This is a genomic window from Geoglobus sp., from assembly GCF_054018175.1.
In genome coordinates this window covers 1-12,399 of record NZ_JBPLZQ010000107.1, presented here as the reverse complement: position 1 = coordinate 12,399, position 12,399 = coordinate 1, and the positions used below count along the sequence as shown (strand labels likewise).

Here is a 12,399-nt window from a genome sequence, read left to right as displayed (position 1 = left end):
CTCTCCCCGAGGAGGCAGGCCTCTTTCATTCCGACGGGTATTGCCCCCTCGACCACAAGAACGTCCGGCTCGATGTTCTCAAGGACCTCTATGGCCTGGTCTCCAAAGGGCTGCATTATGGTCTGGTGGAATGCGATGTTGACCTTCAGCTCCTCTATCGCGTCGTACAGCTCCGGGTCGCTGGCCTGGAGAAGTGAAACTGTGCATGCAGAACAGCTCTGTCCCTGCAGCCAGACCAGCTTGACTCCGTTTTCCTTGGCCGTCTCGAATGCCCTTACAACCTCAGCCTTGTTTGCAGCGATAAAAGCGCTTGCCCCTGTTAACGCTGCAGCCTTCAAAAAGTCTCTCCTGCTTACCCCGCTCACAATTATCACCTTCCTTCAGGTCTGTGCAATTAACGATCATTACCTATTAAAATATTTTTCATAATTTTAAATGCACTAATATTAGTGCAATTTCTAAAATGTATTAATCTAAATACATGTAGCTTATTAGCTAAGAAGCTGCAGAATGTGCTGTATCGAGTCGCACAGCTCGAGACCCTTTTCAGTCAGGTGGATGAGCCTCGTACGGCCGGAACTTGATGTCTCCACAATTCCGAGCTTCTCGAGCTTTTTAATGACGAGCCACACGTAGCTGTGAGGGCTGTTTATCTTGGCGGCTATGTACTGTATGTACACATCCTCACCGCTTTTTTCGCCATCATATATTGTCATCAGTATCTGCACGACTCGTTCCTTGAAGATCAGCCTCCCACCTTCGAGCATGGTCAGAGTCATTTCAACCACCAGCCACGGTAACCTTGAACAGCCGATATTATTTTTTTTGCTATTTTATCTACATTCATGTTACTCCCATCAGAGCCGCTCAGGCCTATGCCTGCGACCAGACATCTCGGGAACTGCCGGCCATACAGAGCTCTCCCTACGGTGAGCGTGTCCAGGATGGAGATGGCGTGAGACGCCTGAACCGAAACCGGCTGGCTGTCAGGGGTGTACACCACGACCTCTCCGGCAGGAATGGCGAGGACCGTGTCTACCGCAATGACTCTGTCGAAGGGCAGCAGAATGTCAACGACCTCGAGGCCCGCGGTGTGAGTGTACACGGCTTTCCAGTTGAGAATCCGCGCGAGCTTCTCGGCAACCGCGAGTCCAATAGAGTCCTTTCCGTCGAGCGGGTTTCCGATGCCAAGGACTGCATTCTTATTCAAGCACCTACCTCCTGACAACCTCGAACTTTATTCCCGTCTTTCCGTCCAGTGAGTGCGTTGAGCATGCCATACACGGATCGAAGGTTCTGATGATCTTTTCAGCCGTGTCGAGAGCTTCACCACTCACCTCCACACCACGCAACCTTTCGTTCAGCAGGCGGTTGATTGCCGGAATGTTGAACTGCGTCGGAGTGATTATTCTCGCGAACGTGACCTTTCCAGAGCCGTCGGTCCTGTAGTGGTGGATAAGTGTGCCCCTCGGCGCCTCCACAATTCCCACGCCCTCCTTCGACATCCTGTATTCCCTGTTAGCGATGCTTCCACCGAAATCTCCATTTCTCAGGATGCTGTTCATCTCTTCTGCGCAGTACACTATCTCAAGAGCTCTCAGGAGGTAGTTCCCAAAGGGGTTCAGCGGGCATGGCCTGAGACTTTTCCGCACGGTCCTGTAAATCTCCCTGCTGACATCGTGCCTGTCGAATCCTGCAAGGAACCTCGCCGGAACGCCTGTTACTGCCGCTTTTGCCTCTCCATCTCTGCTAATCATCCCGAGCCTTGCGTACGAGTGTCTCTCCACCACCTCTCTCACATGGGATTCGTAATCGCCTTCTGCGAAGCTGAGCACCTCCTCTCCCTCGCAGTTCAGCACCACCTGATTTCCGTCGTAGAATTCCGCTCCGTCTCTCTTTGTTGTGAGGTAGAACATGTCGTCGATCTCGTAGCCCTCGTCTTCCGGCAGCAGCGACCTCACAAGGTCGAAGATCTCAACTCCGAGCTGGATGAGCTCTCCGGAAAACCTCTCGATCTTTTCCAGCTCTCTGCCATCTGGCCTCTTCGCCCACCCCCCTGGCACCGCCGCGACGGGGTGCAGAAACCTGCCGGCCAGCATCTCTATTATCTTGACCGCGTAGCTCCTCCTCTTCATCAGGTTCTTTGCGACGTCAACGCCGATCCTGTTGAATGACGAGAAGACGTCCCTCTCGCCTACGAGGTCTGGAAGGGCAAGAAGGAGCAGCGAGGCGGCGTGATCCTCTATCACGTTTGCGTACAGCACGATTCTCCGTATGTTCTCAGCAGTTTCCGTGGGTGTGACGCCGAATATGCGATCCAGTGCTTTTAGCGATGCGGTGAAGTGGACCGCTCTGCAGATTCCGCATATCGTCGATACGACCCTCGGCACCTCCTCTGCCGGGAGCCCCGTCACGAGTTTTTCATACCCCCTGAGCTCGGTAGTCTGGAAGAATGTTCTCTCAACCTTCCCGAGCTCATCCACGAACACGACCACCTTGGCGTGCCCCTATATCCTCGATACCGGGTTAATCTCGACCCGTCTCATGGTACTCACTCCCTGAGGCTGGAGGCCCTGTAAAGGTACATGAGCTTTGGCAGTTCTGGGTACTGGGAAAGGAGGTCCTCCGCACTATCTCCTGTGAGCAGGGGTGTGAGCCCGTCTATCACCTTGGCTCCGAAGTCGCCAATGTCTGGAAGCGGTCCGTAACACCCTCTGCACGGTACGGATGAGTTAGGACAGTCAGCTTCGCAATCTCCAGCGGTTGCGAAGCCAAAGCAGAGGTATCCGTCCTCGAGGAAACATCCCTCAACGTCGAGAACACCCCATGACACCCTTCTGATTTTCTCTATTTTTCTGAACCCCCTCCCCTCCCTTGCAGGAGACCGCTCGCAAAACGAGCACACGGACTTCCCCGAGGTTATCCAGAGGTCGTCGAGATTTTCGAGATCTCTGAATACGCTCGCCAGCTTTTCGGGCTTCGGTGGACAGCCCGGTATGAAGTGGTCCACCTGAATGACCTCCGAGATCCTCCTCTGCCTTTCGATTGCTGGAAGGGACAGCCTGTACTTTCCCTCCACCACGTCCTGGCGAGCGGGTATGATCTCACCGTAGACCTCCTCGAGAATCTCGTCAACCTCGTGGAATGCCGAAAGAGCAGGAACCCCACCGTGGACAGCGCATGTCCCGAGGGCCACAACTTTTTTGCTCTTCTTTCTCAGCAGCCTCACAATCCTTTCCGTCTCATCGCTGTTCACACCCCCTTCTATGAATGTCACGTCTATGTACCCATCGTCCATGCTCTCTAGCTCATCATACTTGGAGCTTGCAAAAAGTGGTGAACTCCACACGATCTCGTGCTGGCTGAGAGCATCATACATGTCTGCAAGTGCGTCCACGATGGACATTTCGCAACCCATGCATCCGGTTGAGAGGCAAAACGCGAGCCTGATACTCACCACCTCTCTCCGAGCGCCTCAATCCTGTCGTGAAACCTCCTTGCGAAGCTGACGAACCCGACAGCGTCGGAAGACGAGATTCCAACGAATTCCAGTCTTCCCGGCTCTATGCTCATGCTGTGCAGCAGCGATTTCAGCAGCTTCACCTTCCTTTCCGCGTACACGTTTCCGCACCTGTAGTGGCACTCGTTCTCCGGGCAACCTGCAACGAAGACTCCGTCGAATCCGAGTTTGAACGCGTGGAGTATGGTTTCCGCATCCACTCTGCCCGAGCACGGAACCCTGACGATCCTGATCGAGTCAGGATACGACAGCTTCATCTGGCCTGCGAGGTCAATCGCCTTGTACGCACACCACTGGCACGCAAAACCGAGTATTCTCATTTACCACCACCTTCCAGAGACATCAGCACAACCTGCGAGACGTGGTATACGGGATAAACTCTTTCGATTCTGTCCTCCTCGTACAGCCTTTTCTGCCCGCTCTCGAGCCTCTCCCTGCATCCGGGACAGGGAGTGACTATCATCTCGGCGTCAGTCTCCTCGGCCACACTCCTGACAATTTTCTCAACGAACTCAAGTGACGTTGCCGGATCCATGACCCTCAGCGATCCTTTTCCGCAGAAGTAGTCGCTCCTGCTGTAATCCACGACCTCAACGCCTATCCTTCTGAGAACCTCCACGAGAACGTCTGAATAGCTGATCTTCATGTACTTCTTGGGCCATGTGAGGTGGCAGCCTGTGTGTATGGCTGCAACTTTTTCCAGCCTCTCAACCCTGCCGGATCTCTTCTTCATCAGCAGGCTGTTGTAGGCGTCGAGAACGTGGTACACCCTCGCCCTCCTTCTGTAAACCTTTCCAAACCTAACTAACGTGCCGTTGACCCTGCTGAGGAGATCATTGTCTCTGAGCTTGTGCATGGCGTAGTGGAAGACGGAGTAGCACTCACAGCAGGGAGTGAGTATGTCGAGGCCACTTTCCTCAGCTATTGCCAGATTTCGCGCGGTGAGGGTTATGGATGTGATCCTGTCAAATGACAGGACCGTGTCGTATGATGGACAGCACGAGAAGCCGCTGATGTCTTCAAGCTCAGCTCCCAGAAGCTCAAGACTCCTTCTAACCGCCACCTCAATTTCCGGGTAGTCAAAGGAAACCCTGCATCCTGGAAAGAAAGCGAACCTCATCTGATCACTCCCAGTTCGAGGAGCCTGCTTCCCCTCATTATCTCCCTCACCTCCTCGAGACTCTCGGGGTCGATCTCAACTGGAGGGAGGCCCATAGACTCTCGCTTTCTGCCGTCCACGATTTCCACGTTGAAGCCGTGCTGGTATATCCTCCTGACATAGTCCTCGAAAACCTTGGGGCTCCTGAAGTGGCGCGACTGGAGCCTTCTGAGGGCGAAGTATATCGAGTGGGCATTCACATCTCTCGGACACACGTCCACGCATCTGTGGCACGATACGCATATCCAGGGTGATTTGTGCTGCAGAACCTCCTGACCCATCTCCAGTATTATCAGTTTGAACAGCCTCTTGTTCGGGAACTCAAATCCTGAAATGGCCACGGGGCAGATGCTCATGCAGGCACCGCACTGTATGCATTTCTTTATGTCTCCACCTTCCTTTCCGAGTTCTTCTATAAGCTTCACGTCCTTGTCGTTCAGGTTCAGAACCCTCACGATACCAGACCTCTGACCTCGTTATCTATCGCCTTCCCGTGAACTGCCATCTCTATCGCCCCGGCCGGACAGGATGAGTAGCAGATTCCGCAGTTCCTGCATGACAGTGGGGAGATCTCAACGCTGTCCCTCCCCACGGATATCGCCTCGAAGGGACAGGAGGAGACGCATATCCCGCAGAGCGTGCACATGCCCTCCTTTACGCTCACCTCAATCTCCACGTCCACCGATCCCTTCCCTAAGAAGTTGGCGATGGCCATCGCAGCACTCTTCGCCTGCAGGACGGTCTCAGTCACGTCCTTTGGTCCCTGGACGCATCCTGCCAGAAACACACCGTCGTTTTCTGTCTCTACCGTCCTCAGCTTTGGATGGTCCTCTTTCACAAAGCCTGCAGAGTCCACATCGAGTCCCATTGTCTTGGCCAGTTTTCTGACGTCCTCCCCGACCTCTATGGCGGTTGCGAGAACGACAACGTCTGCCATGTACTCAACGGGATCTCCCGTATCCGAGTCGAAGCCTATGACCCTGAGTCCACCGTCTTTGAGCACTTCGATCGTCCCAACCCTCCCCCTCACGATTTTGATCCCCTGCTCGCGGGATATCGTGTAGTACTCCTCCAGGTCTTTTCCAGGGGCCCTTATATCGACGTAGTGAATGTAAACGTCAATCTCGGGATGTCTCTCCTTTATCAGCCTCGCCTGCTTCAGCATGTACATGCAGCAGACCTTGGAGCAGTGGGTGTGATATCTGACGTCCCTGCTTCCCACACACGAGATGAACGCAATGCGTCTCGGTTTCTCGCCTGTTGAGGGGACTACCACCTTCCCGTTCGTGGGTCCAGTGGGTGAGAGCAGTCTTTCCATCTGAACTGCCGTGATCACGTCCCCGCTCTCCGGCCTGAACTCCGGGAAGCTGTGCTTGTCCATAACCCTGAATCCTGCTGACAGCAGCACCGCTCCGACCTCTATCTCCACCAGTTCCCCTTCCGGGTTCCAGTTTCTGCTCCTATCAATGGCTCCCGTGGGACACGCTCTTTCGCACGGAGTCAGATACTCTTTCCCACTCCTCAAGCGCCTCGTCGTACCGATCTTCTTCTTTCCACAGTTGACGCAGGTTTCCGGATCATGAACGGCTTTCTTTGGATATGCGAAGGGAGAGTAGATGTACATGGCTCCCCTCATCGTCAAACCCTCGTTGAACTCGTCGGGTGTCCTCGCCCTCTCCGGGCAGACGTTTGTGCAATTGCCGCACCCTATGCACCTGTCCCAGTCCACGTAGGTCTGTTTCCTCCTCAACCTCAACCTGTACCTGCCCGGATTCCCGCGGATGCCCTCAACCTCCGTGTAGACCATGACCTCTATGTTTGGATTCGAGGACACCTCCGATATGAGGGACGAGACTATGCACGATGCACAGTCGTTGAGAGGGAATATCTTGTCGAATTTGAGGAGTTTTCCGCCTATGGACGGTGCCTTTTCGATCAGAAAAACTCTAAAGCCCGCCCTGGCGAGTTCAAGTGACGCGGTTATTCCGGCAATACCACCACCTATAACGGCCACACTTCTCTCAACCTCGAAGGCCAGCATTTCCGGAGCGCTCACGAACTCGACCTTTTTGAGTCCGGCCATGATGAGCGACTCTGCCTTCCTGGTCGCCGAATCCCTGTCGTCGTGTACCCACGAACACTGCTCCCTCAGATTGACTATTACGAATGGTTTTTCTATGAACCCTGAGAAGTAGGTTTCGTGGTTGTCAGGTGAACAGGAGGCGAGAACGAGCATTTCGGTTTCCTTTTCCATTCTGGTTATCAGCTCCCTCGCATCCTGCGAGCACAGAAAGAGGTGATCAACGACAAAGTCAACATCGTCGAGTTCGCTCAGTCTGGATTTGAGGTACTCGATATCGACCCTTTCGGCGATGTTGCTTCCGCAGTGGCATACGAACACGCCTTTTCCCATTGCTGTTATCTCTGTATTCAATCATTTTTAAAAATTGTTGAAGTGGAAAAAGATATCTTTGCGAAAATACACTTTCGGAGATATATTATTTATCGTCAGATCCTTCTTCCCCGCACCTTGTCTATCTCAAACTGTGCCTTTTCTGAGGCGTGCATAACCGCAAGGGTTCCCGCCATGACCGGGTCGCTGACGACGAGATCGCTTGCCTTTGGAACCGACCCGAACATGTTGAGACTTATCACGGGTATTCCAGCTTTTCTCAGCTTCTTCACCTCTTCTGTAACCCTTCCACCCATGAGTCCACCTGCCAGTATCAGGACCTCTGCCCTGTGGAGCCGCGCAACAGCTCTGACCGCATCTGCCAGCTCCTCCTCTCCTACGAGCGGCATGGTGTCGACACTGATCCTCTCACCTCTCAGGTTGTGTCTGTCAGCTTCCGTTATCGCACCGAGGGCCACCTGGGAGACCAGTGCTCCACCTCCAAAAATGAGTATCCTCTTTCCGAAAACCCTTTCGAATGGCTTTTCTTCGCAGACGTCGATAACGGTTGGAAAGCTTTTTATTTCATCGAGCATCCTCTCGAAGTCCCCTCCCTCGATCTCCAAGTAAATGAGCGCGTTGCCCCTGTTCTCCCCGTGCTCGATTATGAAGCTCTGTGCGTAGGTTATATTTCCACCATGCTCCGCTATTTTCGACGTTATGTCTCTGAGAACACCTACCTGGTTCTTCGCGATAATCTGAAGTCCTCTTATCATATTCAGAACTTCGCGCCCGTAAGTGTTTTGGTCTCTATCACTCCGTCAATGGACCTGATCTTCTTAACTACGACCTCGCTGAGTTCCTCGAAGTCGTTGACGGTTATCTTGGCTATCAGGTCGTACTCTCCGAACAGGGGATAGAGCTCTTCGACCTCGTCAAGTTTGATGAGTTTCTCGTACACGTCTCTCTCTTTCCGGGGCATCACCTTTACCAGAACGAATCCGAGAGCCATCCATCTGGAATTGCTCTGAAAAATATTAAAACTTTCGCATGATGTAGTATTCGATTTTCTGTACGTCCTCCCTCATCCCGAGTCTGATTAGTGTGTACAGCACGGCAGTGTTTGCCGCAAACATCGCGATTGTTGCGAGGCTCATGAGGGCCGAGAGGTTCCACCACAGGTGGAAAAACATCGCGAGAATGAGGTAGGGCACCACAGATGTAGTCTTGCCCTCTGACTTCAACCCCAAACCCACTCCTGATAGAGACGTGAATGTTGCATGGGCTATCGGAGTCAGAAACGCCCTGATCAGCGCAACCTCGGACCCGTAGGTGATCCCGTACATGAGGTTCTCGAAGGCCGCAAAGCCGAGGCCTGCAGATACACCGTAAACAACACCGTCCATTATTCCGTCCATCTGCCTCCTTCTGTAGGGGAGGTAAACTGCAAGAAGCTTGGCCGGTTCCTCCACAAACGGTGCAATTAGAAATGCGATCCCCGCAGGGAACGGTGACTCGAAGACGAGTGCTATTAGAGGTGAGAGTGTCGAGGCAATGAGAAATGTGGCGATGACGTACCTTTTGGGCTCCGGCTCTATTTTATCCTTGTTGTACACGTACCACATTATAAACAGGGCCGGAGCATATGCCAGTATTATGTAGTCGAGCATCAACTTCAGAGCATTTCAGACCATATTTAACATTTCCGTCAGAATTCTCCGGCTCGCCTGCTCCTGTACTCGAAGATGAGCTCCTCTATTCTCTCTAAGCTTCTCTTTTCCATTTCCTTCATGTGTCTCGCTATGCACTCCTCAAGCACGTCTCCCTTTATGAGGGCGAACTCGTCGTACATCCTGATCTCCAGCTCGTCTGCAGGTATTATGGGCACCCTGTGCTCGTCGAAAACTTCCTGAGCGTAGTGAGACATCTCTCCTCTTGCGATTATTGCCCTCACACCACTGCGGACGAGGGTTTCTGCGCTGTTCTTCCCACCGCCGGCAACGTCTGAAATGAATATCACGTCTCCCTCTTCGATGCCAACCGTGCTCACGACTCTTTCTATCTCGTCCTTGGTGAACTTTTTCAAAACCTTTATCGATTTCCACCCTCTGAACTCGAGGTACTTCAGCTTCCGGATCTCTTCGAGCTTCCTTTCAAGCTCAGCTATCCTCCTGTCCCTCTCAGAAACCGCCCGTCTGAGGCTCTTTATCTCGGACTGGAGTGACTTCACCACATTCTTCTCGCGTATCTTCCTGTGCTCCTCACTCGAGATCGAGTAGATTTTTTCCTTCAGCCTTTCGATCTCTTTCTTGAGTCTCCTGACCTCCTCTTCGAGCGTTCTGTTCTCCTTCCTCAGCTCCGCGATTATTCTATCTCTCTTTCTTATTTCTTCAGTGCTTGCGGCAGGAACTTCCCTTTCACTCTCCTTTGAGACGACTTCCTTTCTCTCCAGCATTGACTTGAGTGATAGACCCCTTATTATGCCTGCCTTGATTTCGTCGAAGTCGTAGCCTTCGGGAATTCTCTTCTCAACGTTCTTGAGCTTGTTTCTGTAGGTGTTGTACGCGTCTATCGCAGATGCGAGAGCGTCACGTTCATGGTCGTTGGACACGGTCTTTCCGGCCGTCAACGCCTTCTTCTTCTCCACCGGGATGTCCTCTCTGGGACAGTGCAGTATGCAGTTGAACGATGCTCTCATCTTTGATATGTACTCCGGGGGCAGCCTCCTGTCTGTGGCCACAACTACGGGCTTTCCGTGAGACAGAATGAACTCCACGACCTCGTGGTAACTCCACCCCTTCCTGCTCTTCACAGCCAGCACATTGCCGTCAAGGTCCAGCACGGCAACACCAACGGTGGCTCCCGGGTCTATTCCGACGATTGTGTACGTCGTCTGCTTTTTCATCGGTATTAGTTCGACTTTCTCTTTCTCGACAGCTTCAACAGTAACCTGCACATCTCTCGTCCTGAATGAGTTAATGGGCACCCTGTCCCTCGGCTCGTTTACCACAAGCACTCCCCTGCTTATTCCTCCGTATCCCTCCCTTACCTCCTCAGCGTACTCGAGACCCCTTTCGTCCAGTATATTTTTTATCTCCCTGTAAACAGCCCTCACTGAGTTGTGTACCTTTCTCCTGTACTTGTTCTGTCTCCAGCCACCCTTGCCGAGGCTTCTGTTTCTGCTGACCTTGATGATCGTTTTGTCCGTGAAAACCGAGACAATCTCTCCTACGCCGTACTTCACGAGAAGAGCAGATGCTCTCGCCTCGTCGAAGGGATTCTTCGGGTCTACGCTTATTCCGTACCTCCTGGCAAGTTTTGGCAGCGACACCTTTCCTGCGGTCTGGACGAATTTGGTCTCCGGAGGTATGCTCTTGAGAAAAGATATGAGCTCTCTTTTGTCTCTGAACAATTCGAATATGTTGTCGGTGGCCACGAAGTCTGGTCTGAGGTCTCGCACATATCTGAAAAACCTGTTTCTGGAAACTGCCCTGCTCCACTCATCATCCCCGTCGATAACGTGGAGCGCATACTTTGGAACCGATCTCGAACGTGAAGATCCTCTCAGTATGTCAACGCCGAATATCCTCATGCCTCTCCTTTAACGTATCTCAAAACTTCATTTAAATCTTTTTTCACCCTGTAAGTTCTCTCGAAGAAGCTCAGAACGTTGTGCACGTCTCTTCTCAGGTAATCCTCTGCGTTCTCGTCTCCAACGTCCACAGACTGTGGGAAGTCTATTATCCACAGCCCCTCCTCGCTTACGAGAATGTTGAACTGGCTCAGATCCCCGTGAACCACTCCACGTTCGTACATCTTCCTGACCTCTTCGATTATGATCTCCAGCACATGCTCCGGGTCCTCGAGCTTCACCCTGTTCAGCTCTCTTGCATCCACGAGCTCAGTGACCACCGCGTTGCCCTCCCACGCAACCGGCTTCTGGACGCTGACGTGACCATAAAGTCTTCTCAGAGCGTGGAACTCTCTTTTAGCCGATCTCACCGTGAGAACTGTGTAGTGAAGGGTTCCGTAATCTCTCTTCTCCTTGACCTTCTTGAAGCTCGGATATCCCACCCTGTGGAACTTCACGACCACTTCACCATGTCTTTCAGACATCGCGTTGAAAACCACGCTCTCCTTGCCCTCTCCCATGATCTTCCCGAGCATGCTGATGACGTTCCTTCTGACGAGTCTCTTGAGTGAGTACACCGAGAGACCCTTGAAGGTGAAGCTGGAACCGAGGTACTCGGTGTACTTGTTCTCGACTATCCTCATTCCGGCAAGCCTTCTCAGAATGGTCTCTATCTTTTCCTCGGACATTCCGCACTCTCTCAGGAAGACGTGAACCGGCACGTACTCGAAATCCCACATGTTTTCGAAAATTGCGTTGAGTACGCACTCATCCCTTCTGTCAATGGCCCTGTAAACCTCGACTATGTCCTGCACATACCTATTTAAACATAAGCTTGTTTAAACAAGTTTCGTGAAGTGTTCGCACTGTAACAGAGACGCCATTTACTACCAGCGCCACTCTGGAAGGCATCTGTGCAGGAAGCACTTTATCGAGGATTTTCTGAAGAGGGTAAAGAGGAGTGTCAGGAAGTACAGGATGGTGTGGAGAAACGAGAAGATTGCGATTGCCATGAGTGGCGGGAAGGACAGCGTAGTCCTTGCGCACGTTCTGAAAACGCTCTATGGTGACAGGAACGACATCGAGCTTTTCGCCGTAACCGTTGATGAGGGCATAGCCGGGTACAGATCACCAACAGTGAAGGTTGCAGAGAGGGTCTGCAGGGATCTCGGAATAGAGCACCACACAGTCACGTTCAGGGAGCATATTGGCATGGATCTGGACGAAATGGTGAGGATCGGTCAGAGAAACGCATGCGCCTACTGCGGGGTGTTCAGGAAGTACCTTTTAAACAAAACCGCGAGAGAACTTGGTGCGACAAAACTCGCCACGGGCCACAATCTCGATGACGAGACGCAGACGATTCTCCTGAATTTCCTGCAATCGGATATTGAAAGGCTCGCGAGGCTCGTACCATCGAGAGTTCAGGACGGGCTTGTGCTCAGAATTAAGCCGCTCAGAGAGATCTACGAGAAGGAGATCGTCACCTACGCAATTCTAAATGGCCTGCCAGTATCCCTTGACGAGTGCCCCTACAGCAGAACTCCCGTCAGGGCAATCGTGAGGGACTTTCTGTACGAATTTGAGAACAGGTACCCGGGAAGAAAGTTCTCCGTTATGAGGAGCTTCGAGACACTCCTCCCGTGCCTCAGGGAAATGTTCCCCCAGATAGACCTGAACAGCTGTGAAATCTGCGG

General features: G+C 52.5%; 15 protein-coding genes and 1 pseudogene. 1 reads left to right on the top strand and 15 read right to left on the bottom strand.

The window, feature by feature from the left end:
* The 15 genes and pseudogenes from ACXJJC_RS08380 to ACXJJC_RS08315 all read right to left on the bottom strand — a co-directional run.
* Positions 1-365: NADH-quinone oxidoreductase subunit B family protein (locus ACXJJC_RS08380; RefSeq protein ID WP_456370950.1), on the bottom strand; the 365-nt coding region annotated here is incomplete at its 3' end.
* A gap of 126 nt (positions 366-491) precedes the next feature.
* On the bottom strand, positions 492-779 hold the full coding sequence (locus tag ACXJJC_RS08375; protein ID WP_456370951.1) for a winged helix DNA-binding protein: 288 nt from the start codon (positions 777-779) through the stop codon (positions 492-494).
* Positions 776-1,210: a hydrogenase maturation protease gene (locus ACXJJC_RS08370; RefSeq protein WP_456370948.1), complete on the bottom strand. Its 435-nt coding sequence runs from the start codon at positions 1,208-1,210 to the stop codon at positions 776-778. Before ACXJJC_RS08370 ends, ACXJJC_RS08375 begins: the two co-directional genes overlap by 4 nt.
* A gap of 4 nt (positions 1,211-1,214) precedes the next feature.
* The gene (locus ACXJJC_RS08365; RefSeq protein WP_503421147.1) at positions 1,215-2,099 is read right to left on the bottom strand and encodes a nickel-dependent hydrogenase large subunit; all 885 of its coding nucleotides are present in this window, start codon (positions 2,097-2,099) and stop codon (positions 1,215-1,217) included.
* A 138-nt stretch (positions 2,100-2,237) separates the two neighbouring features.
* Positions 2,238-2,498 (bottom strand): annotated as a pseudogene (locus ACXJJC_RS09450) (nickel-dependent hydrogenase large subunit); the annotation flags it as partial.
* Between the two features lie 53 nt (positions 2,499-2,551).
* Positions 2,552-3,457, bottom strand: coding sequence for an NADH-quinone oxidoreductase subunit B family protein (locus ACXJJC_RS08360; protein WP_456370946.1), 906 nt, complete (start codon positions 3,455-3,457; stop codon positions 2,552-2,554).
* Positions 3,454-3,840, bottom strand: coding sequence for a hydrogenase iron-sulfur subunit (locus ACXJJC_RS08355; protein WP_456370944.1), 387 nt, complete (start codon positions 3,838-3,840; stop codon positions 3,454-3,456). The genes ACXJJC_RS08360 and ACXJJC_RS08355 overlap by 4 nt, the downstream gene beginning before the upstream one ends.
* Positions 3,837-4,640 (bottom strand): heterodisulfide reductase-related iron-sulfur binding cluster, encoded by an 804-nt coding sequence (locus ACXJJC_RS08350; protein WP_456370942.1) that lies wholly within the window; start codon positions 4,638-4,640, stop codon positions 3,837-3,839. The genes ACXJJC_RS08355 and ACXJJC_RS08350 overlap by 4 nt, the downstream gene beginning before the upstream one ends.
* A complete protein-coding gene (locus tag ACXJJC_RS08345) occupies positions 4,637-5,134 on the bottom strand; it encodes a 4Fe-4S dicluster domain-containing protein (protein ID WP_456370941.1) in 498 nt (165 codons plus the stop codon). The genes ACXJJC_RS08350 and ACXJJC_RS08345 overlap by 4 nt, the downstream gene beginning before the upstream one ends.
* Positions 5,131-7,092, bottom strand: coding sequence for an FAD-dependent oxidoreductase (locus tag ACXJJC_RS08340; RefSeq protein WP_456370939.1), 1,962 nt, complete (start codon positions 7,090-7,092; stop codon positions 5,131-5,133). The genes ACXJJC_RS08345 and ACXJJC_RS08340 overlap by 4 nt, the downstream gene beginning before the upstream one ends.
* A gap of 95 nt (positions 7,093-7,187) precedes the next feature.
* The gene (locus ACXJJC_RS08335; RefSeq protein ID WP_456370938.1) at positions 7,188-7,847 is read right to left on the bottom strand and encodes a DUF5612 domain-containing protein; all 660 of its coding nucleotides are present in this window, start codon (positions 7,845-7,847) and stop codon (positions 7,188-7,190) included.
* Positions 7,848-7,849: 2 nt separating this feature from the next.
* Positions 7,850-8,083, bottom strand: coding sequence for an Lrp/AsnC ligand binding domain-containing protein (locus tag ACXJJC_RS08330; RefSeq protein ID WP_456370936.1), 234 nt, complete (start codon positions 8,081-8,083; stop codon positions 7,850-7,852).
* A gap of 25 nt (positions 8,084-8,108) precedes the next feature.
* Positions 8,109-8,741, bottom strand: coding sequence for a PrsW family intramembrane metalloprotease (locus tag ACXJJC_RS08325; RefSeq protein WP_456370934.1), 633 nt, complete (start codon positions 8,739-8,741; stop codon positions 8,109-8,111).
* Positions 8,742-8,779: 38 nt separating this feature from the next.
* Complete coding sequence (locus ACXJJC_RS08320) at positions 8,780-10,663, bottom strand: DUF460 domain-containing protein (protein ID WP_456370932.1); 1,884 nt, start codon at positions 10,661-10,663, stop codon at positions 8,780-8,782.
* A complete protein-coding gene (locus ACXJJC_RS08315; protein WP_456370930.1) occupies positions 10,660-11,517 on the bottom strand; it encodes a serine/threonine-protein kinase RIO2 in 858 nt (285 codons plus the stop codon). The genes ACXJJC_RS08320 and ACXJJC_RS08315 overlap by 4 nt, the downstream gene beginning before the upstream one ends.
* Before the next feature lie 37 nt (positions 11,518-11,554).
* Between ACXJJC_RS08315 and ACXJJC_RS08310 the strand changes: the two genes are divergently transcribed.
* Positions 11,555-12,399, top strand: an 845-nt coding sequence (locus ACXJJC_RS08310; RefSeq protein WP_456370929.1) for a TIGR00269 family protein, incomplete at its 3' end; no start/stop codon positions are given.

What these genes read in the sequence shown, in the direction of transcription:
- ACXJJC_RS08375 (WP_456370951.1), bottom strand. Translation starts at nt 779, where the DNA reads ATGACTCTGACCATGCTCGAAGGTGGGAGGCTGATCTTCAAGGAACGA.
- ACXJJC_RS08365 (WP_503421147.1), bottom strand. Translation starts at nt 2,099, where the DNA reads ATGCTGGCCGGCAGGTTTCTGCACCCCGTCGCGGCGGTGCCAGGGGGG.
- ACXJJC_RS08355 (WP_456370944.1), bottom strand. Translation starts at nt 3,840, where the DNA reads ATGAGAATACTCGGTTTTGCGTGCCAGTGGTGTGCGTACAAGGCGATT.
- ACXJJC_RS08350 (WP_456370942.1), bottom strand. Translation starts at nt 4,640, where the DNA reads ATGAGGTTCGCTTTCTTTCCAGGATGCAGGGTTTCCTTTGACTACCCG.
- ACXJJC_RS08340 (WP_456370939.1), bottom strand. Translation starts at nt 7,092, where the DNA reads ATGGGAAAAGGCGTGTTCGTATGCCACTGCGGAAGCAACATCGCCGAA.
- ACXJJC_RS08335 (WP_456370938.1), bottom strand. Translation starts at nt 7,847, where the DNA reads ATGATAAGAGGACTTCAGATTATCGCGAAGAACCAGGTAGGTGTTCTC.
- ACXJJC_RS08330 (WP_456370936.1), bottom strand. Translation starts at nt 8,083, where the DNA reads ATGGCTCTCGGATTCGTTCTGGTAAAGGTGATGCCCCGGAAAGAGAGA.
- ACXJJC_RS08325 (WP_456370934.1), bottom strand. Translation starts at nt 8,741, where the DNA reads ATGCTCGACTACATAATACTGGCATATGCTCCGGCCCTGTTTATAATG.
- ACXJJC_RS08320 (WP_456370932.1), bottom strand. Translation starts at nt 10,663, where the DNA reads ATGAGGATATTCGGCGTTGACATACTGAGAGGATCTTCACGTTCGAGA.